General features: G+C 41.2%; 18 protein-coding genes. 11 read left to right on the top strand and 7 right to left on the bottom strand.

The window, feature by feature from the left end:
- Positions 1-44: 44 nt before the first annotated feature.
- From cadA to HZA77_02710, 3 genes are all read right to left on the bottom strand, one after another.
- Positions 45-2,906: a cadmium-translocating P-type ATPase gene (gene cadA, locus HZA77_02720; GenBank protein MBI5374318.1), complete on the bottom strand. Its 2,862-nt coding sequence runs from the start codon at positions 2,904-2,906 to the stop codon at positions 45-47.
- A 94-nt stretch (positions 2,907-3,000) separates the two neighbouring features.
- The gene (locus HZA77_02715) at positions 3,001-3,393 is read right to left on the bottom strand and encodes a helix-turn-helix transcriptional regulator (GenBank protein MBI5374317.1); all 393 of its coding nucleotides are present in this window, start codon (positions 3,391-3,393) and stop codon (positions 3,001-3,003) included.
- A 65-nt stretch (positions 3,394-3,458) separates the two neighbouring features.
- On the bottom strand, positions 3,459-3,755 hold the full coding sequence (locus tag HZA77_02710; GenBank protein ID MBI5374316.1) for a hypothetical protein: 297 nt from the start codon (positions 3,753-3,755) through the stop codon (positions 3,459-3,461).
- Between the two features lie 266 nt (positions 3,756-4,021).
- Between HZA77_02710 and HZA77_02705 the strand changes: the two genes are divergently transcribed.
- The 4 genes from HZA77_02705 to hemB are packed head-to-tail and all read left to right on the top strand — an operon-like array spanning position 4,022 to position 11,684.
- Positions 4,022-8,233 carry a CoA activase gene (locus HZA77_02705; protein ID MBI5374315.1) on the top strand — a complete coding sequence of 1,404 codons (4,212 nt, stop codon included), beginning with the start codon at positions 4,022-4,024 and terminating at the stop codon, positions 8,231-8,233.
- A gap of 44 nt (positions 8,234-8,277) precedes the next feature.
- On the top strand, positions 8,278-9,192 hold the full coding sequence (hemC, locus tag HZA77_02700; protein MBI5374314.1) for a hydroxymethylbilane synthase: 915 nt from the start codon (positions 8,278-8,280) through the stop codon (positions 9,190-9,192).
- Positions 9,189-10,712 (top strand): uroporphyrinogen-III C-methyltransferase, encoded by a 1,524-nt coding sequence (gene cobA / locus HZA77_02695; protein MBI5374313.1) that lies wholly within the window; start codon positions 9,189-9,191, stop codon positions 10,710-10,712. The genes hemC and cobA overlap by 4 nt, the downstream gene beginning before the upstream one ends.
- 3 nt (positions 10,713-10,715) lie before the next feature.
- Positions 10,716-11,684 carry a porphobilinogen synthase gene (gene hemB, locus HZA77_02690; GenBank protein MBI5374312.1) on the top strand — a complete coding sequence of 323 codons (969 nt, stop codon included), beginning with the start codon at positions 10,716-10,718 and terminating at the stop codon, positions 11,682-11,684.
- Positions 11,685-11,734: 50 nt separating this feature from the next.
- Here hemB and HZA77_02685 read toward each other — a convergent pair whose 3' ends face one another.
- On the bottom strand, positions 11,735-14,434 hold the full coding sequence (locus tag HZA77_02685; GenBank protein MBI5374311.1) for a hypothetical protein: 2,700 nt from the start codon (positions 14,432-14,434) through the stop codon (positions 11,735-11,737).
- A 299-nt stretch (positions 14,435-14,733) separates the two neighbouring features.
- Between HZA77_02685 and HZA77_02680 the strand changes: the two genes are divergently transcribed.
- Positions 14,734-15,210 carry a PaaI family thioesterase gene (locus tag HZA77_02680; protein MBI5374310.1) on the top strand — a complete coding sequence of 159 codons (477 nt, stop codon included), beginning with the start codon at positions 14,734-14,736 and terminating at the stop codon, positions 15,208-15,210.
- Positions 15,210-15,887 (top strand): endonuclease III domain-containing protein, encoded by a 678-nt coding sequence (locus HZA77_02675; GenBank protein ID MBI5374309.1) that lies wholly within the window; start codon positions 15,210-15,212, stop codon positions 15,885-15,887. Before HZA77_02680 ends, HZA77_02675 begins: the two co-directional genes overlap by 1 nt.
- Positions 15,888-15,905: 18 nt before the next feature.
- Here the strand turns inward: HZA77_02675 and HZA77_02670 are convergent, their stop codons facing one another.
- Entirely contained in the window at positions 15,906-16,331 is a 426-nt protein-coding gene (locus HZA77_02670; GenBank protein ID MBI5374308.1) for a DNA-binding protein, read from the bottom strand.
- Between the two features lie 135 nt (positions 16,332-16,466).
- The gene (locus tag HZA77_02665; GenBank protein MBI5374307.1) at positions 16,467-17,363 is read right to left on the bottom strand and encodes a cysteine synthase family protein; all 897 of its coding nucleotides are present in this window, start codon (positions 17,361-17,363) and stop codon (positions 16,467-16,469) included.
- 199 nt (positions 17,364-17,562) lie between these two features.
- Between HZA77_02665 and rpoZ the strand changes: the two genes are divergently transcribed.
- From rpoZ to lon, 3 genes are read left to right on the top strand one after another with little or no spacing between them, the layout of a single operon-like run.
- Positions 17,563-17,766 carry a DNA-directed RNA polymerase subunit omega gene (rpoZ, locus tag HZA77_02660; GenBank protein ID MBI5374306.1) on the top strand — a complete coding sequence of 68 codons (204 nt, stop codon included), beginning with the start codon at positions 17,563-17,565 and terminating at the stop codon, positions 17,764-17,766.
- 11 nt (positions 17,767-17,777) lie between these two features.
- Positions 17,778-18,617, top strand: a complete 840-nt coding sequence (htpX, locus tag HZA77_02655; protein MBI5374305.1) for a zinc metalloprotease HtpX — start codon at positions 17,778-17,780, stop codon at positions 18,615-18,617.
- The gene (lon, locus tag HZA77_02650) at positions 18,614-21,019 is read left to right on the top strand and encodes an endopeptidase La (protein ID MBI5374304.1); all 2,406 of its coding nucleotides are present in this window, start codon (positions 18,614-18,616) and stop codon (positions 21,017-21,019) included. Before htpX ends, lon begins: the two co-directional genes overlap by 4 nt.
- Here lon and HZA77_02645 read toward each other — a convergent pair.
- The gene (locus HZA77_02645) at positions 20,988-22,610 is read right to left on the bottom strand and encodes a glycosyltransferase family 39 protein (protein ID MBI5374303.1); all 1,623 of its coding nucleotides are present in this window, start codon (positions 22,608-22,610) and stop codon (positions 20,988-20,990) included. The genes lon and HZA77_02645 overlap by 32 nt on opposite strands.
- Before the next feature lie 90 nt (positions 22,611-22,700).
- On the opposite strand from HZA77_02645, the gene HZA77_02640 reads away from it, so the two are divergent.
- Both HZA77_02640 and HZA77_02635 read left to right on the top strand, forming a co-directional pair.
- Positions 22,701-23,909, top strand: a complete 1,209-nt coding sequence (locus HZA77_02640; protein MBI5374302.1) for a DNA helicase UvrD — start codon at positions 22,701-22,703, stop codon at positions 23,907-23,909.
- 15 nt (positions 23,910-23,924) lie between these two features.
- A complete protein-coding gene (locus HZA77_02635) occupies positions 23,925-24,638 on the top strand; it encodes a hypothetical protein (GenBank protein MBI5374301.1) in 714 nt (237 codons plus the stop codon).
- Positions 24,639-24,642 lie beyond the last annotated feature (4 nt).

Raw genomic sequence — 24,642 nt, 5'->3', positions numbered from 1 at the left:
TATGAAAACTGTATGCAAAATAGCAGCATATATTTGATTAGCTGTTAATGCTTATGCCCGTGTTCGTGGTCATGTCCACATCCGCACTCTGAATAATGAGCATCTTTGTGCTCATCCTCTTCCCAATATTCTTTATGAGTATGTTCATCTTCGTGGTCATGCTCTTCATGATGTTCGTGATGGTCATGTCCGCAACCGCATGCTGACGCTTCCATATGTTCGTGTTCATCTTCATCATGTTCATGATCGTGGTCCTGCCCGCATCCGCAAGTCTCTTCGCTTTCATGTGAATGGGCATGTTCAAGCTCGGAGATGTTCTTTCTTTTTGAACCAAATCTCAGAAGCCTCATACCGTTAGCGATAACTATAAGTGATGTCCCTGTGTCTGCAAGCACGGCCATCCAGAGATTTGAAAGCCCTGAGAATACAAGAACAAAGAATGCCGCCTTTACAATAAGGGAAAAAGCTATGTTACCTTTTATTATACCAAGAGCTTTTCTGCTGAGTTTGAGCGTAAAGGGAATGTTTGACATATCATCGGACATGAGCGCTATGTCTGCTGTCTCAAGTGCAGTATCAGTCCCAGCAACGCCCAAAGCTATTGCAACATCAGATGCGGCAAGTGCAGGTGCATCATTTATCCCTTCTCCTACCATAGCAATATTGCCGTACAGGGCTCTAAGCTCTTTTACAGCATCTACTTTGTCTTCCGGAAGAAGCTGTGCCCTGAATTCATCTATGCCGAGATCTTTTGCAACGACTTCTGCAGTTTTCCGGTTATCCCCGGTAAGCATTATAATTCTTTTAATCCCTGCTGATTTAAGTTCTGCAATCGCATGTCTGCTTTCTTCCCTTATCATGTCACGAAGAGCAATTATCCCGATGAGTTTTTTCTGGTCAGCAACGAGAAGCACAGTTTTCCCGCTCGATTCAAGTTCTTCCATGAGCTCTTCTTCGCTTCTTGTGTGCTCAATCCCTGTCTCGTCTGCAAGGCGATGGCTTCCGACATAGTAAAGTTTTCCGTTTATCTCAGATTCAACTCCTTTTCCTGTGAGCGACTTTGATTTTGATACGCGGAAAAGTGTCAATCCCATTACATCTGCTTCCATCTTTATTATCCTGCCTATGGGATGCTCTGAGCGCTGTTCAATTGATGCAGCATACTGAAGGACTTCAGTTTCACTTAATCCGTTAAGACCTATTATATCAGTAATCCCGGCATGTCCTTTTGTAAGGGTGCCGGTCTTGTCAAAAGCCACGACATTTATTTTCCCTGCTTCCTCGAGGTATGCGCCACCTTTGATAAGAACTCCGTTGCGTGATGCATTTCCTATTGCGGATACAATGGATACAGGTGTTGAAATCACAAGGGCGCAGGGGCAGGATATGACAAGCAGCATCAATCCTTTATAAAACCAGTCATTAAATGAACCACCAAATAACAATACTGGCAAGGCGACTATGAGGGTAGCTGTTATTATAACAGCAGGCGTATAATATTTTGCGAATTTATCTACAAAAAGCTGGGATGGGGCTTTTTGAGCCTGTGCCTCTTCTACAAGGTGAATTATTTTTGAAAGAGTTGTCTCTTCATATAGTTTGGTAATTCTTACCTCCATCATTCCAGAGCCGTTTATTGTTCCTGCAAAAACCTCGTTCCCCTCAATCTTAACAACCGGAATGGATTCACCTGTAATTGGGGCTTGATTTACTTCTGATTCCCCTGAGGTTACTATTCCGTCCATGGCGATTTTTTCTCCCGGCAGTACTATCATGATGTCCGCTATGTTCACGTTCGCAACCGGAACAGAGATTATGGTTTCTCTCTTTTTGATTCTTGCCTCCTTTGGAGAAAGATCCATCAGGAATTTAAGGGAGTTTCTGGTCTTATCCATTGTGTAGTTTTGAAGGACATTACCAAGAGAGAAGAGAAAAACTACCATTGCGGCTTCTTCCCATTCACCTATGGCTACAGCACCTGCAACAGCGATAGACATCAGAAAGTTCATATCAATTGTTTTATATCTTAAAGCGGTGAATCCTGCCCTTGCGGTATAAAAGCCGCCTGCCAGCATTGCAAGGCCGAAGAAAATATACTCAAGCATATTATAAGGAGTGAACCGTCCCATATATCCAAGAAGAATGAAGAGCCCGCAGATTGAGGTGGATATTGCTTTCCGGTCTTTTTTAATCCATGAGATTATGGAAAGGCTCTTTCCGGTGTCTTCGTTTAGCAGAATTGCCGAATAGCCGGCTTTGTCGACAAGATGTATTATCCTGTCTATCATTCCAGGCAGTTCCTTATATTTTACCGTCATTCTGGAAAGATTGAAATCAACCCAGACTTCATGCACTCCGTCAAGATTGTTCATCTGCTTTTCAAGCTTTGCCGCACAATCAGCACAGTCCATGCCTCTTATATTGAAAACCATCTTCCTGTCTGTTGTTGAAGTGCCGGCATCACGTATGTCATAACCGAAGGAATGTACAGCGCTTGTTATCTCTGAAAGTGACACAGTGTCGCCCATAAATTCGACGAACATTTTCGAGGTTGCATAATTTACCGAACACCACTCAATGCCCTTCATGTTGTTTATGGATTTTTCAACCTTTGAGGCGCAGTCCGGGCAGTCAAGACCAGTGAGCTCAAGGTCTTCGTGCCTGAAACGGCTGTCAATTTGAGCTCCTTCTTTCTTTACAATCTCTCTTATGGTATCCACCTGAATCAGATTTGGATCATACGATATTTTTACCTGGGAGGTGTCTTTAAGAAAACTCAGCTCATCGATACCCCGGATTGTATGAAGTTTCTCTCTTAAGCGATTTTCGCAGCGTGAACAGTCAGATGCAGAAATTGGGTTAGTAACTACTTCTATATGTTTTGAATTTGTTTTAATGGATGACATTCTTTCTTATCCTTATTCGGTTTTTAAAAATTCAACAAAGTGCTTAATTGAACAATCTTTCATATTTAAAAGAAAAATTTTTTTATCTATTTTATTATCTGTGTTCGATGTGCTTTAGCCCTTCTTCAAAAAGCCTTACAACATGCTCATCATCGAGTGAATAATAAATTACCCTCCCGGCCCTTCTGTTTTTAACAAGACGCAGGGATCTCAATATCCTGAGCTGGTGAGAGATAGCAGATGAACTCATACCGAGAAGGCTTGAAATATCGCAGACACAGAACTCTCCAAGAGATAAAGTATAAAGTATCTTAACTCTCGTTCCATCCCCGAGAGCTCTGTAAAGTTCCGCAAGCTCAATAGCCGCAGTATCATTTAATAGCTGTTTTGATACGGATTCCACACGTTTGCGGTCTATAACATGATTTTCACATGATATTTCTCCCGCCTCTATTAACGTATTCTGCTTAAGGTTAATGTTTTTCATATATGTTATATTTGAATATATGCTCACATATTATATATATCAGGTTGCCTTGTCAAGCCGGAAGTTCAATCATTAAAAGAATATCCACAGATATTGCCGACATCAGCAATGTCACGCCTGTCAATAGGAAAGAGGATGCAGCTCTTAGGTCTGCCGGAGGAATAAATGCGGCAGGAAATAGTATCATTGCATTTTTTTAGCAGGGGGCATTTAATGCTCATGTCACAACACTTCCCGCATTGAAGGCATGAACCTGTTCTTTTCTTTAACTGTTCCTCAATATATGCGGGCTTGAAACGGCATATAAAATATCGTCTGATGGTACCTTTAAATACCCATGCCCGTTTTATAGTTTCTGTTATTGGTCTATGATTATTATTTATCACTATCAACTTCTCCTTATTTCCTTTGCTAAAATATTGCTATAGTCTATTAATAGAAAAGATATTGTCAAGCATTCTGAAAATGATGGCTTATTTTATTTGACAGATTCTGAAATAGAATTAATATTTCACAAAATTAAAGGTTATTTTGGCATTTTATTCCAAACCTTTTAAAATATCAGCACCATGGCGTTGATAGATCAATAGATTGTATTGGATTTTCTTTGTGTGAAGGAGCAATTTTTATGGCTGATGCTCATGGCTCCGCTGAATATGTAATAGGTCTAGATATAGGTTCAATAAGTGTCAATCTTGCTGTCTTTGATTTAAATTCCGGAAGAGTGATAAAAACTGTTTACCGAAGGTTTCATGGTCAACCGGTAAAAGAAGCTACCGCAGTCCTAAGCGACGCAGTTGAAGAATTTAAACCCGGAAAAATAAAAGCAATTGCCACCACAGGAGCAGGAGGAAGGCTAGTAAACAATTGCCTTGAAGGGTTTTTCGTAAATGAGATTATTGCCCAGGCAAAAGGGGCTGAGTTCCTTTATCCGCACGTAAATACTGTCATTGAAATGGGAGGACAGGATTCCAAGTTCATACTTATTGAGAAAGATTTGTCAGGAAGGTCCAGAATAAAAGATTTTGCGACTAACACCATATGTGCAGCAGGCACAGGTTCATTTCTTGACCAGCAGGCAAATCGGCTGAATATTAGCATAGAAGACGAGTTTGCCTGCCTTGCCATGAAATCAAGTTGCCCGCCTCGAATTGCCGGAAGATGCAGCGTCTTTGCAAAAAGCGACATGATACATCTTCAGCAGATAGGAACTCCTGATTACGATATCGTGGCGGGGCTTTGCTATGCTGTCGCAAGGAATTTCAAAAGTACAATCGCCCGCGGCAAGGAGTTCGTAAAACCGATTGCATTTCAGGGAGGGGTTGCAAGCAATGGAGGGATGATAAAGGCTTTTACTGATGTATTGGGATTAAATGATGGGGAACTTATAGTACATGAACATCATTCTGTAGCCGGTGCTATTGGTGCTGCACTTGCACTTATTGAAGAGGGGAGAGAAAAGTTTTCTTTTACAGGACTTGAAAAGATTAAAGCATTCAGCCGGGACAAAAATGTTATTTCTGTTGGGACTCTCCCCCGGCTGGATATGGAAAAAAGTGTTTATCTCCATGATCCTTCAAAATCGTATGATTTCAGCAGATATGGGAAAGGGGAGAAAGTAAAGGTCTATTTGGGTATAGATATTGGCTCAATCAGCACCAATGTTGTTGCAATTGATGAGAACTTTAATGTGGTGGCAAGAAGGTATCTCATGACTGCCGGCCGGCCTATCGAGGCTGTAAGGCAGGGACTTTCAGAGATTGCGGGCGAGGTAGGGGATAAGGTTGAAGTGATCGGAGCAGGTACTACAGGTTCAGGCAGATATCTCATCGGAGATTTTGTCGGGGCAGATGTAGTAAGGAATGAGATAACTGCTCAGGCGCGTGCAGCTGCAGCAATAGACCCTGAGGTTGATACAATCTTCGAAATAGGCGGTCAGGATTCAAAATATATAAGCCTTTCCGGAGGTGTTGTCTCTGATTTTGAAATGAATAAGGTTTGTGCGGCCGGGACAGGCTCATTTATAGAAGAACAGGCTGAAAAACTTCAGGTTGATATCAAAAAAGAATTCAGCCGGATTGCATTGCATTCCAAGAATCCGGTTCAGATGGGGGAACGTTGCACAGTCTTCATCGAGAGCGATATAGTAAACCATCAACAGAGAGGGACAAAGACTGAGGATATTGTTGCAGGCCTCTGCTACTCAATAGTTTATAATTATCTGAACCGCGTAGTAGGCAACAGGAAGATAGGGAACAAGATATTTTTTCAGGGGGGTGTAGCTTACAATAAAGGGGTTATCTCTGCTTTTGAAAAAGTTGTAGATAAAAAGATCATAGTTCCTCCGCACCATGATGTTACAGGGGCAATAGGTGTTGCCATGCTTGCGGCTGAGAGCAATATAGAAAAGACTTTATTCAAGGGATTTGACCTTTCAAAGAGACGTTATGAAACAAAGACCTTTGAGTGCTCTGACTGTTCAAACCTCTGCGAAATCAGGCGTGTTACCATTGATGGGGAAAAGCCCCTGTTTTACGGGAGCAGATGTGAAAAGTTTGATGTAGAGAGAAAAATTGTTAAGAATGATATGCCTGATTTCTTTGAAGAACGGGAAAATCATCTTTTAAATTCTTATAAAGGCTCAGGGAAGAAGGGAAATGGCAAAAAAGTCGGGATACCGCGCATCCTTTATGCATTCGAGCTTTATCCCATGTGGCAGTCTTTCTTTGAAGAGCTTGGTTTTGAGGTTGTACTTTCTTCACAGACAAACAAGAAAATTATCCAGAACGGGCTTGAAAATGTCGCGGCAGAAACATGTTTTCCTATAAAGGTCGCCCACGGTCATGTCATAGACCTTCTCGAAAAAGAGATGGATTATCTTTTCCTCCCAAGCATTATAAGCATGTACAGAGACAAGGCTACGAACTGTGAAAACCATACATGTCCGTACGTTCAGGCGAGTCCTTATATAATAAACGCTTCACTAGGGATTGATTCTGCGGGGAAAAAGATTCTTCAGCCTATTTTCAGGTTCCAGGCCGGCGAAAAATCCATAAAGAATACTTTTATTGACATTGGAAGAAGTGTCGGCGCTGATTCGGGTTCCGCTTTAAGAGCTTATCGTGTCGCGGCAGATATACAATCGCGCTTCTATTACATGATAAAAAAAAGTGGCGCAGAATTATTAAAATCACTTTTGCCTGATGAAAAGGCGCTGGTTCTTGTAAGCCGCTCCTATAACGGTCTTGATTCAGGAGTGAATTTGGGGCTTCCCAAGAAACTCCGTGCTTTGGGAGTAAAGACCATTCCCATGGATTTTCTTCCTTTAGATGACGTGGACATATCTGATTACCATCCCAATATGTACTGGAAATCCGGTCAGAGGATTTTAGCCGCTGCAAAATATATAAAATCACATCCGAATCTTTTTGCAGTTTATCTTACAAATTTCGGGTGCGGACCTGATTCATTCATAAATCATTTCTTTGCGGATATGATGAAGGGGAAACCATATCTTCAGCTTGAGATAGACGAACACAGCGCAGATGCGGGTGCAATCACACGATGTGAAGCGTTCCTTGACAGCCTTAACAATTACAGGACTGTAAGTCTGCCTGTAGAGAATCTCAAGACCACAATAATAAGAAATCTTAAATCGCGAAACCGTACTATCTTCATTCCGAATATGACAGACCATGCCTATGCTATCAAGGCTGCATTCAATTCCAACAGTGTTGATGCTGAGGTGGTTGAAGAATCAGACGGACAAACTCTCCAGCTTGGAAGAAAATATACTTCAGGCAAGGAGTGTTATCCCTGCATACTTACTACAGGAGATCTTTTTAAGGCGATAAGGCAATCCGGGCTGACTCCTGAAAAGATCGCATTCTTTATGCCATCCGCTGAAGGACCATGCCGGTTCGGCCAGTATCACCAGTTCCAGAGGCTTCTCCTCGATGAGAACGGATACGAAGATATTCCGATTTATTCCCTTGAGCCACAGCATTCTTATGGAGACAGCATGTTCGGCAATGGTTTTGACCTTCTTGCATGGAAGGGAGTTGTAGCCATTGATGTACTTGAGAAGGCAGCAAGGCAGGTAAGACCATACGAGGTAAATAAAGGGGAAACGGATGCTGTGTACGATTACTGCCTGAAATATGTATGCAATGTCATGAAATGTAAGGGAGATATACTTGCCGCATTAGATCACTGCAGGGAAAAATTTGAGGCAATAAAGGTCAATGGAAGAGGAAGTAAGCCAAAGATTGGAATTGTAGGAGAGATATATATAAGAAGTAACAGGTTTGCGAATCAGGGACTTGTTAAAAAAATTGAAGCATTAGGCTCTGAGGCATGGGTAGCTCCGCTAAGCGAGTGGTTCCTTTACGCAAACTATGTCTATAAGGTACGCAATACGGAAAGAGGAAAAAAGATAGAATATATAAAACGTATAATTAAAGACCGTGTTCAAAAAACGCATGAACATAAAATTTATAAAACATTCGAAGGGTTTTTAAAAAACGGATGCGAACCTGATACGGATGTGCTTATTGATTCAAGCCGCAAATACATAGACCCGTCATTTGATGGTGAAGCAGTATTAAGTGTAGGAAAAGCTATAGATTATATAAACAAAGGATTGAATGGGATTATAAATGCAATTCCATTCACATGTTTGCCGGGAACAGTGGTTACCGCCATATCTAAGAGGCTGAGCAAAGATTCCGGGAATATTCCATGGTTGAACATAGCCTACGATGGGATTGATGAGTCAGGCTCAGAGAATCGTCTCGAAGCTTTTGTGCATCAGGCTAAGGAGTTTCGTGGTAAATCTTAAATCCACCATTCTCTCATTTAGTAATCTTAGCATCTCTCTATGAAATGAAGAAAATCAGGCTTGGAACCAGAAAAAGTCTTCTTGCAATTAAGCAGGCCGAGATTGTGAAATCCGCAATTTTACAGACTGACAGCTCTGTTGAAGTTGAGATTGTTGGAATAACTACAGAGGGAGATAGAAAAAAGCAGGAAGGGGATTTGCTTCCAAAAGGAGGATTTGTCAGAACAATAGAAGAAAAAATTTTATCAGGTGAAATCGATGCCGGCGTCCACAGCCTTAAGGATATGGGAGTCAATCTCCCTTCAGGGCTTGAAATTAAAGCGGTTCTTAAAAGAGATGATCCAAGAGATGTGCTTGTGGCAAATAATGGGGGAAAATTGGCAGAATTTAAAAGCGGTTTTATTGTGGGCACATCAAGTCCGCGGAGAAGTGCTCTTTTGAAGCACCTGAGAAACGGCATAGTTGTAAAAGAGATCCGCGGGAATGTTGATACAAGATTAAAGAAACTTCGAAGTGGTGAATATGATGGAATAATACTTGCGGCAGCAGGGCTTGAACGGCTTGGCCTTCTCGGTATAGTCACAGAATTCTTTGATACGGAAATTTTTATACCTGCAGCAGGGCAGGGGGCTATTGCAGTGGAGACTGCAACTGGTAAAAGCTGGATAGGTGATTTGTTTTCCAGATTAAACCACTCTGACACTTCCTGTGCTGTCGGAGCAGAACGGGAATTTATATCTCAGATAGAAGCGGATTGTGATGTTCCTGTTGGGGTTTATGCAGAAGTGAAGAAGGAAAAGGTTTTTATCCGCGCTGTCATCCTCTCACCTGATGGCGGAACAATTTTACGAGAATCTCTTGAAGGTGAAAAGACTGATTCTCTGAATCTGGGGAGAAGGCTTGCAGAATTAATGATGAGAAAAGGAGCGAGAGAGATAATAACAGGGTCCAATGGATGAAAACAAAAAAAGAAGGAAAAGTTTTTTTGGTTGGGGCAGGACCTGGAGATGATAAGCTCATTACTCTGAAAGGTATAGAGTGCCTGAAAAAGGCTGATGTTATTGTCTATGACAGGCTGATAAATAAGAAGCTTTTAAGGTATGCCAATAAGAAGGCAAGACTTATATATTGCGGGAAAGAATCAATGTCAGGAAAAGATTCCCAGTCTGAAATAAACAGGATTCTTCTCAATGAAGCAGAAAAAGGAAAACAGACAGTAAGGCTTAAAGGCGGCGACCCATATTTGTTTGGCAGAGGTGGCGAAGAAGCAGAAATGCTTGCTTCATGTAATATACCTTTTGAAGTTATTCCCGGAGTAAGCTCTGCTCTCGCGGTTCCGGCCATAGCCGGGATACCAGTAACTCACAGGGATTTTTCATCATCTGTTCTTATTGTAACTGGAGCAAGGGCAGAAGGTCAAAAATCGCAAATAAAAAAACAAATGCAGGCATTTAAAAAATCCGGCGGAACTCTTATCATTCTAATGGGGGCAGGAAAAATCAGAGAGATAACTGAGATCATTGCGGGAGAAGGAATCTCAAAGACGATGTCTGCGGTGGTAATCGAGAGGGGAACAACAGCTCATCAAAGAATTGCAGCAGGAACAGTAGGCAATATTTCGAACCTTGTTGAAAAAATGAAAATATCTTCTCCATCTATATTTATGGCAGGAAAAGTTATAAGGCTGATGAATAAATTAAATAGTATCTCACCCCTTTCAGGGAAGAGGGTACTTATTACATCTTCTGGGGACAAAGCGGCAAAATTCTCGAGCCTCATAAAAGATGCAGGAGGAATAGCTATAAAGGTTCCTGTTATAAAAATAGTTGAGAGGAAGAATGAGTATTTAAAAAGCAAAATATTAAATGAACTTAAATGTACAGACTGGTTAATATTTTCAAGCACCAATGGCGTAAAATGTTTTAAAAAACTTCTTGGGAAAAGAATCAAATTTATTCCTCCAAAAGTTAAGGTATGTGCTATTGGAATCGTCACTGCTGAATCTCTGAAGAAAGAAGGGCTCAGGGTTGATTTTATCCCCAACGAATATTCTTCGAAGGGAATATTAAAGGGATTTTCAAAGTCAGGTATTAATAAGAAAAGAATCATTCTCTTTCGCGCAGAGCAAGCAGGGAAAACTCTTCCTGCAGAGCTTAAAAAGCTTGGCGCTATTGTAAAGGAGTTTTCTCTTTATGATATAGCTCCGGCTAAAGAGAATAAGGCAAAGCTTAATATTGCACTTGACTTGGGTGTTGATATAATCACGTTCACTTCAGCTTCCGCTGTAAGGGGATTTGCCGAACTTGCGGGTAAGAAAAAGTTTGAAAGTCTTGGCAGTCACTCCATTATTTCCGCCATAGGAGATGTTACAGCAGGGGAGCTTAAAAGGTTTAATATAGATGTAAATGTTGTTCCGCAAAGATTTACAATACCTGACATGATTTCAGCGATAGAGTCTTATTTTTTTATGAGAGGATAAAGAATGTTTCCACAGACAAGGATGAGAAGACTGAGAGAAAATCCCATTCTTCGTGAAATACTGGAAGAAAACAGGCTGTCAGCAAAAGATTTTATATATCCACTTTTTGTGATTAGCGGAAAGGGTAAAAGAGAAAAAATTCCTTCAATGCCTGGAATATTCCGTCTTTCGAGTGATTTGATAATAAAAGAGGCAAGGGAATTACAGAAAACCGGAGTCAATGCTGTAATACTTTTCGGGATACCTGATAGAAAAGACGAACTGGGATCCGGTGCTTATGCCCAGGATGGTGTAGTTCAAAAATGCGTGAAAAAATTAAAGGACATGGTACCCAATATCCTTGTTATAACTGATGTGTGTCTATGCGGATATACAAGTCACGGTCATTGCGGGATAATAAAAAATGGTAAGATTTTAAATGATGAGACAGCTTCCCTCATTGCAGATACAGCCCTTTCGCATGCAAAGGCGGGCGCTGATGTAGTTGCTCCTTCAGATATGATGGATGGCAGGGTGCATGAAATTAGGGAGGCGCTTGATTCCGGCGGATTTTATCATCTGCCAATAATGTCTTATGCAGTAAAATACAGCACAGCCTTTTATGGTCCTTTCAGGGATGCGGCAAAATCAGCACCTAAATCAGGTGACAGGAAATCACACCAGATGAACATGGCAAACAGCAGGGAGGCGATGCGGGAGATTGAACTTGATATAAGCGAAGGGGCCGACATCATAATGGTGAAACCAGCCATGCCCTGCCTCGACATAATCAAAATGGCTAAAGAGAGATTTGATGTTCCAATAGCTGCATATCAGGTGAGCGGCGAATATTCGATGATTAAAGCCGCAGGCAACCTTGGCTATATTGATGAAAAAACAGCCATGCTTGAAAGTCTGCTTTCAATCAAAAGAGCAGGAGCAGATATAATTATCAGTTACTTTGCTAAAGAAGCTGTTTCTCTTATAAAATAAAAAAGCCGGATGCTTTTTAAGCACCCGGCTTTTGGTTTATGCTGTGTATCTTACGGACGGTTGTAGCTGCTTACATTACCGCCAAGATCTTCAATTGAGTCTATAAGAAGTTGGGCTATGTAATCCGTGTTGTGTGCCCATGCTCCCGGTTCCTTTTGGGAGTACTGATAGTTGAAAGCTGCTTTCAACAGAGCTGCAGTCCAATGTGAATATTTGTTGCCGGAAGTAGCTTCATCTGTGTCAACAACACCATTTCCGTTAGTGTCATTGAAGAAGTAAGGATATGCACTGCCGTCATAGGCTATCGGGAAGCCCGCGGTTGTAGCTACTGTCTGCATCTCTGTAAATAACGCAGCACTCAATGTTGCTATTTCGTCCTTAAGCTCCTCCGTTGTATTGCTATCGCCATCATAGTCTGTTGTACGGCTCTTGCGGATTGTTTCAATATCGCTTCCAGTTACCTCAGTATGACATCCCGTACATGTTGTGGTAAGTTTGGGCTCGAAGCTGTGTTCTTCAGCACTCAGAGCATGACAATATGTGCATTTTGCTGCTATACCCTCTGAATCTCCGCCCCAGTGGGTAAAGGGATCTGCATAGACTTTGCTATCATATTCATATCCTACCTTTGCTTCGGTACCAAATACTGTGGCACCTGCAGAGAGATAATGAATATTCTTGAAGGACAGTGCTGTGCCGTAGAGAGTATTTTTCTCAATAGCATCGTCAATAGTCGCTTTTGATTCTCTGCCTCTATGACAACTCATACAGATGAAGGAATCATCTGGATCGCTGTCTATAGCATTGTTGCTTGTTGTTATTGTGTTTGTCGTTGTACCGGGCCAGACTATTTTTTCAACATATACTCTTTGATAGCTTCCATCTTTGAAGCCATCGCTGGTGTGGCAGGTTTCACAGGCGAACCCATACGATATGGGTTGTGTTTTTAACGCGCCGTCGCTATAGTCGGCTCCATCCGGATCAATGTAATACTTGAATCCATCTGTAGTGTGACAACGTGTGCATGATTTTGAAACTGTAGAGGTGTTGATAAGCAGAGGATCTTCCGGATCCCAATCCCTGAAAGGCATTCCAGTCTGGTCAAAATGCCCGCTGTCATTGCGAGTATATGTACTTACATCTGCTCCGAGGGCTTCTATTGAATCATAGAGAAGCTCGATTATATACTTTGAGTTATGAGCAAATGCGCCCGGGTCCTTCTGCGCTACCTGATAATTGTAAGCTGCTCTCATCAGGTTTGGTGTCCATGCATTATACTTGCTTGTTTCGCCCGCATCCACTATGCCGTTACCGTTTGTGTCTATGATGAAATATGGATAGGTGTTTGCGTCGTATGCAATAGCCGTAGTTCCTGTTATTGTAGCATAAGCCTGGATTGCACTGAGCAATGCTTCTTGCAAGTCAACCATTTCATAATATACACCTTCTGTTATATTTCCATCGCCATCGTAGTCATGAGATGATGATGCCATGCGGATATCCTTGAGATCCTCAACATTCGTAACATCTGTATGGCATTCTGCGCATTTATTAACATTTACCTTAAGTGAATGCATGTCATGGCATTCAATGCAGGTATCAGCATCTGATACATGCTGGAATTTGCCATGGTACAACTTTCCGTCATATTCGTATCCGCCCTTGCTCTGTGTCCCATAGAGCGTTGCACCAGCGGCGAAATAATGAATATTTTTAAACCCGATCGTTGATGATATTGTGTCTGTTTCTATACCTTCCAGTGCAGCATCAACGCTAACCTTTGATTCACGTCCCTGATGGCATGTCATGCATATTGCTTCATGTCCAAGATTGGTAACTGTCATACCTGATGGAAATGTAACTGTTTCCAAATCCATGGCAGCATCATCATGACAGGTAAGGCAGTTAATTACTTCGCCAACTGTCGGAGAAATAGTCACTTCTCCATTTTCTGCGTAATCAAGAAACCCGCTGCTTGAGTGGCATTTTGCACAACTTGAAGATACTTCTCCATCACTGTTCCAGTGGTTAAAAGCTTCTGCAGTATAGTCAGCATGGCCTGATGTTTGCCATTTAATTGATGCGTCTGCAGGAAGTACTGATACAGATGTCGTTACTGTTTTTGTTTCACTTGTGAAAGTTATTACTGCATTTCCTTCTGCAATACCTTCGATAGTGAATGAAGCTTCACCATCAGAATCTGATGTATTTGAAGAAGGAGATACTGATGCGACCAGTGCGTCTGAGCTTTCGGCAGTTATGGTTTTATTTAGAATCCCATTGCTCTTGCTGTCTTTTACTGTAACCGTGACATCTTCAGAGAGACTTTCGTTTGTTTCTACGTCGCTGTTGTCAATAGATATTGAAGAAACAGCCGGTGATTTTTTAGCAGTAAAGCTTACTGTTGTTGTGGTTTTTTTGCCAAGTGTAATTGTTTTTGATGTGGGGACAAAATAATATCCTGTTTTGGTAGGCGTTATAGTATACTCCCCTGCTGCAAGTTTCGTGAACTTTGCTGTCCCACCTTTATTAGTGATTTTTGTTAACGGCTCTGCAAGACTTTCTCCTGAAACCTCAACACTTACCCCTTTCTTTACCGCTGATGAGGCTTTAATCTTCACAACAATATTTTTTTTCGCTGCTGCACTTGCTTCATTTCCAGTCAATAATAGACAGGAAAAGGCAAAAAAGAAAATTAACAGAAAAACCCCCATCCTTTTTGCTGACACCTTACTTCGCTTCTTCAACATAACATCCTCCTTTAGTAACAGTTAGCTCTTAAATTAGGTTCAGGTTAGATTACAATGTGATACTTATGCAAACTATGTGCCAAATTATATAAAAGGATTTAAAATGAAATCTCTTTGAATGTATTGAGTTTTTTTTTGAGAGGTTTAATTACATAGGCATTATTTTGACGATTATTGTCATAATTGGTCATAATTTTTGGTATTTAATGACAAATAGATGACAAGCTTTTTGTGGACTACAAAACCTCTGTATGGTAATTTAAAGAAGTGGAATGCGACAAGAACAGAAAGATAAAAAGATGAAAATTGAAATACCTAATGATCTTGAGAACAATGGATGTTTTGTCTGTGGTCCCAAAAATCCGATGGGATTTCATCTTAGGTACTTTCGGGAGAAAGACAAGGTGATTTCTGAGGTTACTCCGGCAGAGCATTATTGCGGGTTTCAAAAGATATTTCATGGCGGACTTCAGTGCACTGTGCTTGATGACCTGACTATATGGACAGTGATGGTTCTTAGAGGGAAGATGGGTGCGACCAAAGAACTTAAGGCCCATTTTTACAAACCAACCTATGTGGGTGAAAAGCTTACCCTTGAAGGTAAAATAATAACTGAAAGCGGCAACATCTATACAGTGGAAGGGAAACTTTTTAATGAAAAAGGAGTCCTCTGTACTAAGGTGATTTCCGAGGTTCTGGCAGTAAATAAGGCTTTGTTTAAGAAATTTACCGGCTGGGATGATATTCCTGAAAGCTGGGCAAAATATCTCTACTAATGTCAACAGGAACATTCCATTCCCCGGCAAATAAAGCAATATTAGGAAAAATTTTTAATACCCTGTTAAAGGCAGCCGGGCCGCGCCAATGGTGGCCTGCAAAAACTGCATTTGAGGTTATGGTGGGAGCAATACTCACTCAGAACACGTCATGGAAGAATGTCGAAAAAGCAATAGCAAATATTCGAAAAGAAAAACTTCTATCATTTAAAAAATTCTCATCTCTAAAGATCGAAAAAATTGCTCAGCTTGTACGCCCTTCAGGCTATTACAATCAAAAGGCTAAAAAGTTAAAGACTTTAACTGACTTCATACACTCAGAATATGGAGGTTCCATAAAACGGATGGAGGATTCTGATACCGCCAAATTAAGGGAAGAACTTCTTTCACTTAATGGGATAGGAATGGAAACAGCTGACAGCATCCTTTTATATGCCCTGAATAAACCGGTTTTTGTTGTAGATCTTTATACTAAAAGGATTTTGTCGAGGCATGAGATTCTGCCCTTTAATAGTTCTTATGAAGAAGTGCAGAGGTTTTTCGTGGAGAATCTATCGCCCAATGTGAGCCACTATAATGAATACCATGCACTTTTGGTTTTTGCCGGTAACCGTTATTGCAGAAAAACCCCCGCCTGCGAAGAGTGTCCTCTTAAGAAAATCTCTTACAATGATTAATTAAATGATTAGAGAGTATCATAAGTCCCACAGGTACAAACCAGTCCTCTCATCATATTTCCTGACAAGGGCATCACCTTCAAGTTCCTGGATTGTGAACTCGCAGGCAAAAATCTCAGTAGGTGACATTAGATGCCCTCCTAATGCTTTCCCTTCCTTGTCTGAAAGCGTAACATGGAGGTGGATAAAAATGTCATCGCTTTTGATTGATACATTGCCCAGTGATGAGACAATCTCCATTGGTTCATAGAACTTGAGAGATGTGTATTCTTTCATGCTCTGATTATAGAAACCTATAGTAGCATTCCTGACTGCACCAAGAATATGAATATTTGCTACTCTTATGTTTTCGCTTTTGGCAACCTTTTTGAGACTTTCCAAAATATCTTCTCCAAAGGGCAGCTTTCCTGAAATCGTTTTTTTTACATTAAATGTTTTGTACATCTTTTCTCATATTCTCCTTTTTATTACCGTGAATTAGTTTTTGACAATGGTTGGATTGGCAGTTCCCGCGGCAGGCACCTGCTGTTTAGTGCCAGAGCGGGTCTGACAATCCAATGAGCAGCAATTACGGTTATATTAAAGTCCCATTGATACATAGCGGTCTACAGAATCAGGGAGCACTGTTACAATGTTCTTGTATTTATTTGATACTGATATGGCTGCCCATGTATTTGCTCCGCTTGAGATGCCAACTTGAAGATTAAATTTTTCAGCCAGCATTTTCGCTGTCTTTATGGCTTCCTCGGAGGGGACAGCAACAACATCATCTACATAAGACATGTCAACAAGCTCCGGAATAAACCCGTCGCCTATTCCCTGAATTTTATGAAGACCTGGCTTCCCGCCGCTCATGACGGCTGACTCTTCCGGTTCCACTGCGACTGTTTGGATATTTGGATATTCTCTTAACAATCTTACCCGTACTCCCATTAGTGTTCCGCCAGTACCTGTGCCGGCGACAAAAGCGTCAATTGGTTTATCCCCTTCTCTTTCCTTGTATTGCTTTATTATTTCCCTGCCTGTTGTTGTTATATGTGCAAGAGTGTTTGTGTAGTTTGTAAACTGTCTGGGGATAAAGGTATTGGGTTCAGAGGCGATTTCAAATGCTTTTTTTATGGCTCCTTCGAAATCACTTTCTCCAACAAGAATAAGATCTGCGCCAAGACCCTTTATTCTCTCTTTTCTTTCTTCACTCATATTTGTTGGCATTACTACAATCATTTTATAACCCTTCTCTTTTGCAACCATTGAGAATGCAATGCCTGTATTACCGCTTGTGGCTTCTACTATCCTGTCGCCGGGTTTTAATTCTCCGGTAATCTCTGCCATCTCAACCATGAATTTTGCTATCCTGTCCTTGATGCTTCCGGAAGGATTTTTAGATTCATTCTTTGCATAAATCTTGCCGCCGCCTTTGGATAATATACTTAGGTCAACAAGAGGTGTGTTTCCGATCTGATCAAGAATACTCATCTGGGCTACTCCTTATTTTAAATAAATCAGTTAAAAAATCAGTTTCTCTATATATCATTCAAACTATTGTTGTGGAAGGGAAAATATAGATGAAAAGAATTGATTCTATTTTTGTAAGAGTAAAAAAACATTGATATTTAAAGGGCTTTTGCTTATATGCATACTATCAATATTGTAACTAAGGAGGTAATTAGGATAAATGAAAAACGTAGAAGACCTTGTAGACAGAGCAATAAAAGCCAGCAAAAATAGATACTATCTTGTTTCTCTTGCCTCAAAAAGAGCAAGGCAGCTAGTAAGCGGTTATCTTCCTCTTGTGGATAAAAAATTTGCAAAGCCAACAAGCATTTCGCTTCTTGAAATAGCTGACGGGAAAATAAAAATAGAAGAAGTAGAAGAATAGGAGAAGAAAAGATGAATGGCGTTAAAACTGCGGTTTTAATGGCAACCCTGATGGCTCTTCTTGTATTTGCAGGAGGTGCCTTAGGAGGAAAAGGAGGGATGATATATGCTTTCCTTTTTGCGTGCCTGATTAATATGGGAAGCTACTGGTTCAGCGATAAAATCGTGTTAAGGATGTACAAAGCCAAAGAAGTTGATGAGGCAAATGCGCCTGAACTTTACAGCATGGTAAGAGAACTTGCCGCGGGAGCGGCGCTTCCTATGCCTAAGGTCTATATAATCCCTTCTGAAACTCCCAATGCCTTTGCAACAGGCAGGAACCCTGAACATGCCGCTGTAGCTGTTACCGAAAGCATAATGAGTCTCCTTTCAAGGGAAGAACTTAAGGGTGTAATTGGCCATGAACTTAGCCATGTTAAAAACAGGGACATATTAATAGCAACTATTGCTGCCACAGTTGCGGGCGCTATAAGCATGCTTGCCCAGATGGCGCAGTGGGCTATGATATTCGGTGGAAGAAATGATGACGAGGAAAGGGGCAACCCGATAGCAGGGATCATCATGATAATCCTTGCTCCCATAGCTGCAATGATAATACAGATGGCCATCTCAAGGTCCCGCGAATACGGGGCTGATCAGGGGGGAGCAAAGTTATCCGGCAATCCTGAATACCTTGCAAATGCTTTAAGAAAGCTTGAAAAGGGATGCACCAGCATACCAATGAATGCAAATCCTTCCACTGCACATATGTTCATTGTCAACCCCTTAAGGGGAGGGAGCATTGCAACTCTTTTTTCAACTCATCCGCCCACAGAAGAAAGGATCAGGAGGTTGCTTGAACTCACTATATGAAAATCTTAGATTTTTTACTGAAAAAACGAGCGCGCCTGAAAAGCGAAGGCAGCGAGACAAGACTTCCCAAGCAGCTCTCATTATTGCCTCTGAGGAACAGCGTGATGTTTCCCAGCACGGTAATGTCAATAGTAGTTGGAAGGGAAAAATCTCTTAAGCAGATTGAAGAAGCCTTCAGCAGAAAAGAGATAATCGGTGTAGTTTCCCAGAAAGACGAAAAAATAGAAAATCCGAGGCCGGAAGATTTTTACAAAACCGGCACTGCAGCTTCAATCCTTCGTATTTCAAAACTTAATGAAAACACCATAAGTGTAATTCTTCAGGGACTAAGCCGGTTTAGTATAAGAGAAGTGATAAAGGAAGAACCCTATTTTCTTGCACGCGTTGATTATATAGAAGACAACTGGACAAGCGACATAGAAGCGGAGGCTCTCTTTCTCAACTTAAAGGAAATGGCAAGACGCACTGTTGCCCTGTCAAAGAATGTCCCTAACGAATTTGCGCGGATGATAGAGAACCTTAACGAGTCGGGGAAATTTTGCGACCTTGTTTCTTCCAACCTCAATATCCAAGTCTCTGAAAAACAAAAGATACTGGAAACATTCGATATAAAGACCAGGCTGAGATATACCGCGCTCCACCTAAACAGGGAATTGCAGGCGCTTGAGTTGGCAGACAAAATTCATTCTGATGTAGTTGGGAACGTATCAAAGGCACAAAAAGAATTTTATCTCAAGGAACAGCTAAAGGCGATAAAAAAGGAGCTTGGGGAGAGTGCTGAAGAAAACAGCGAAATGAAGGAGCTTAAGACGCGCATAACGAATGCAGGTATGCCGGAAGATGTCGAGAAAGAGGCAATGAAGGAGCTTGGAAGACTTGGTAAAATGCATCCCTCTTCCTCTGAATATACTGTTTCAAGAACTTATATTGAATGGCTCACAGACTTGCCCTGGAAAGTTGAAACAGAGGATAATCTGGACTTGAAGAATGTGGCAGGTATTCTTGAGGAAGACCACTACGATCTTGAGAAACTCAAGAAAAGGATAATTGAATTTCTTGCCGTAAGAAAACTTAAACCTGATAAGAAAGGTCCCATCCTCTGCTTTGCCGGCCCTCCGGGTGTAGGAAAGACAAGCCTCGGGAAATCCATAGCAAAAGCGCTTGGGAGGAAATTTATAAGGATATCACTTGGCGGTACAAGGGATGAAGCAGAGATCAGAGGACACAGGCGCACTTATGTCGGAGCTCTCCCGGGGAGGATAATACAGGGAATAAAAAGAGCCGGCGCAAGGAACCCGGTCTTCATGCTTGATGAAATAGACAAGCTCGGGACAGATTTCAGGGGAGACCCTGCAAGCGCACTGCTAGAAGTGCTTGACCCGGAGCAGAATTTTGCATTTTCAGACCATTACCTTAACCTTCCCTTCGATCTTTCGAAGGTTATGTTCATAGCGACAGCCAATGTCCTTGAATCGATCCCGCCGGTGCTCCTTGACCGGATGGAAGTGCTCAATATCCCCGGATATTCAGAAGAAGAGAAAGTGATGATAGCGAAGAAACATATAATCCCTAAACAGGTTGATGAACATGGGTTAAAAGAGGAATGGGTAAGTTTTGAAGATTCAGCGCTTATAGACATCATCGGGAATTATACAAAGGAATCAGGACTCAGAAACCTTGAACGTGAAATTGCAACAATATGCCGTATGATTGCAAAAGAGGCTGCAGAGGGGAAAACAGAAAACGTTCTGCTAAATCAGGAAAGCATACATAAATATCTCGGCCCCAGAAAATTTTTCTCTGAAGTCGCTCTAAGGCTTACAAGACCCGGTATTGCCACAGGGCTTGCATGGACCATGACCGGAGGAGACATTATTTTTATAGAAGCTTCAAAAATGCCGGGGAAAGGGAATCTAATACTTACAGGACAGCTTGGAGATGTAATGAAAGAGTCTGCCCAGGCTGCGCTCACATACATACGGTCGCAGGCAACGAATTACGGCATCGAAGAAAATTTTTACGACAAAAACGATATCCATATACATATTCCTGCAGGGGCTATACCAAAAGACGGTCCTTCAGCAGGGATAACACTTTTCATTGCATTGCTTTCGCTTCTTACAGGAGAGCAGGTTAAAAGTGATGTTGCCATGACAGGTGAGATCACGCTTCGCGGCACAGTGCTTCCTGTTGGCGGAATAAAAGAGAAAATCCTTGCAGCGAAAAGAGCAGGGATAAGGAAAGTAATACTTCCAAGCCAGAATGAGAAGGATATGGAAGAAATATCACCTGACCACAGGAAGGATATGGAATTCTATTTTATATCTACCATCGATGAAGTAGTTGAAAAGGCTATCGAGAAAGAACCACTCATCCCGATGATGCAGAAGATTCACGCTTAACTTTACTTTGTTCCTTCGTAGTGTAAATAAAAAATCTTGTAGGGTATCCCCCTCCTTCTTTTTCCATGAAATGAATTTGTTTCTCTACATAGGAGGGATTGGTGTTCAGAAGTTCTTTGTACCTTTCTTTTGAGCCGAATTCTATGGCAAGTATCTCGTCTTCCATCTCTGCGGGGGGAGAAACTTCATCAATGAGCATTAACTTTTCATCAGAAATCTCATTAGTGGTTATGAGAATATCGAATTTTTCAGGATGGATGGCTGACGCAGGAGGATAAACTAAAATAGTTTTTTCATCAATCCCTGACATCATAAGAGGGTAAGCGCCATAAGGATGGCCAAAGTTTGATGAGTCAAATGTAAATCCCTGCGGAAAATCAAAAACTATTATGTCTCCTTTTTTTTCATATTGTTTTATTTTGTGAGCGAGATCAAAGAATTCTGTCCTTCTTTTTTTTACCTCGTTTATTTTCCATATCAGTCTGAAGTTAAAGAGCAGCGAAAAAATTATTATTCCGCAGGTAATGATCTTTAAAAGGGTAACAGGGATTATATATTTTTTCAGTTTCTCCCGTAACATACTGAAGGTGAAAGCTGCAGCACTTATTGCTATTAAAGGAAAAATTGGCATCAGATATCTCATATAATAGCTGTTAAAGCTTCCGTAGAAAAGAAAACCAAAGGCCGCAGGAAGGAAAACAATGAGTTTCTTCAAATCATCGGAGCTTGAATTCTTCTTCAGAAGAGAGATGGAGTAATAGATTATTCCCAGAAAAGAAAGAACCATGACAATGTAGGGGAATCCAAATTCCTTAAGCTCTGAATAATAGAATTTATAGCCTGATAAAAAATTTTTAATCTCTCCGGTCCTGAAGGGATCAATGTCATTGCCGGTCCTTGAAATCTGGAATCCCATGAATTCATTATAAAAATCCCGGAAGTAGAGCAGGGTATGAGGGAAAATCATAAAGAAGAGTAATCCAGTGAATAACACGAATAAAAGTGATGGGGTGAAACTCTCTTTTAGTTTAAATCTGTTTTTTAAGAACAATAAGAAGATTATTATGGCAAAATAAGGGCCTACGGTAAGCTTAGAAGCAAGGGAGAGACTGAAAAAAAAGCTTAGAATAAAAAGATTTTTTGTATCCTGCTTTTCCCAGTACCTGACAAAAGCAAGCAAAGTGAGTATAAAAAATAGAGTTGCAGGATTATCTGAGAGTTCCCTGTGAGATGAGACTATAAAATAAGGGGATGACATGAGAAAGACCCCGGAGAGTATTGCAACCTTTTCATCGAATAATTTTCTCGCAAGTAAATAAGCTGCAATGACAGTAAAGAGACCTATTATCCCGTTGGCAATCCTCGAAGCCATAAAGCTTTCCGACTCACCTAAGATATAAGCCGAGGCTTCGGTAATGTAGGGATTTATAATTCCATGGGTTACCCAGATGTTTGCAAAGTGCGAGTACTTGTAAAGTTTCATCCCTGAGCCGTATGATGAGAACTCGTCCATAAAGACCTGGTATGGGTAGTGAAAGGCCATGACGGAGAAAAGACACAGGACAAGAAGGATGGGAATGTATTTTTTCATGGAAGAATTTTATTCTAATTGCCGGAAGAAAACAATCAATGTTGATTATTTATGTTGCTTTAATCAGTATCAGCCGCTAATTATTTACTCATGGTTACAATCGCTGATTTTCACATTCATTCTAAATTCAGCCTTGCCACAAGCCCGCTTATGGTGCCGGTTTCCATTGCTCAGGCAGCCGGGAGAAAAGGGATAGGACTTGTAGGCACAGGAGATTTCCTCCACCCTGGATATCTCAATATTCTAAATGAAAGCCTTGAAGAGGAAAAGCACGGCATTTACCGTCTTAAGAAAGGTAAAAGTAAAGTTGCTTTTATGCCAACTGTTGAAGTATCGAATATTTTCAGGACCGGTGGTAAGACGAGAAAAATTCATACACTTATATTTACGCCATCACTTCGGGACTGTGCGAAGCTTTCAAAGATATTCGGCAAGCTTGGTAAGACATCTTCAAACGGAAGACCTATTTTCAAGTTCCATGTAAAGGAGCTTTTAAAGCGTGTACTTGACTGCTCTCCTGAATCATTTATTGTCCCTGCACATGCATGGACTCCATGGTATTCTGTTTTTGGCGCATTCTCCGGGTTTGATTCAATTGAGGAGTGCTTTGAAGAGGAGTCATACAATATTTTTTCCATAGAGACAGGGCTTTCATCTGACCCTCCGATGAATTGGAGTATATCCGGGCTTGACCGGATGACACTTATCTCCAATTCCGATGCACATTCACCGTCAAAGCTAGGAAGGGAGGCGAATGTTTTTTCAAAGATGCCGGATTTTAAGGAGCTTAAAAGCATATTGAAGGGTGAAAAGAGAGAGTTTTTCCTGAACACTATAGAATTTTATCCGCAGGAAGGGAAATATTTCACAGACGGACACAGGAAATGCGGGATTTCATTTGATCCTGAAGAAACCAAAGCAAATGGCGACAGATGCCCTGAGTGTGGCGGCAAGGTGACAAAAGGGGTGCTTCACCGGGTAAGAGAGCTTTCTGACAGGAAGCATGGAAGCAAACCTGTAAATGCAATACCTCCAAAATATGTTATTCCGCTTGAAGAGATAATCGCTTTTGTGGTTAACAAAAAAGTTACATCTCTCCATGTTAAAAAAATTTATGAGAAGATGATAGAGTCAGCGGGAACTGAGTTTCATATTCTTCTTGATGCTGCGGAAGATGAGCTGAAAAGTATGGCAGCGGAAGAAATTGCCTTGGCAATACTTGCAGTGCGCGAAGGAAGGGTTGATATAACTCCGGGTTATGACGGGGTGTTCGGTAAAATTAAAATATGCGATACCTAAAATAGGAGCAATGATATGGAAAATTTAAAAGGGGAAAAAATCGGCGAGTACGATTACAACTACCGCTACAAAAGTACATACATCACCCACCATATAGATGAGTTCTTTGATGAGAAAAGAAAGATAAGGCTGGTTCTTCTTAAAAAGGAGACGCGCAAAGGTGATATTTTCGTAAAACTTCCTTCAAGTATATGGGTGACATGCCCGGGCTATCCTCCGCTTTCCACTGATGCAGCGCTCCAGCATGTATTTGACAGAGACCTTACTCTTTTCTTTGCCGGTCTTCCCACTGTCCAGAGCGAAACGCATATAAAGATATTCGACGGCTATCTAAGGGAAAAGCTTGCGGCAAAAGGGATTGATTATGACAAACACTCAAAGGAACTAAAGGAAAAGACCCTTGCAAGAAAGATCAACATGACCGGATTCCTCTATATGAAAAAGGATGTCATTGATGAGAGCCTTGCACCGAGCTTACTTGACATCGTTTGCAGTGCCTATGAAGAGGTCTTAAAATCAGAACCCTGTGAATGCCCTGTAAATGACTGGGTTCAAAGGATAGTCGGAGACCAGTCAGTGACTGAATTCCACCTTTTCAAAAAAGAAGGATTTGATGTCCCACTTTCAGGACAGCGAGCTTTCTTCACTATGCTCCTTGACCAGAGGGAACTTCCTGACAAAGAGGACGATTTCTCATCTGGTATCGAGAAGATGATAAAGGAGAAATGAAAAA

This window comes from Candidatus Schekmanbacteria bacterium, assembly GCA_016219965.1.
In the GTDB taxonomy this organism is placed as follows: Bacteria; Schekmanbacteria; GWA2-38-11; order GWA2-38-11; family J061; genus JACRJM01.
The sequence above is the reverse complement of the archived record's forward strand: the minus strand, read 5'-3'. Positions and strand labels throughout refer to the sequence as shown.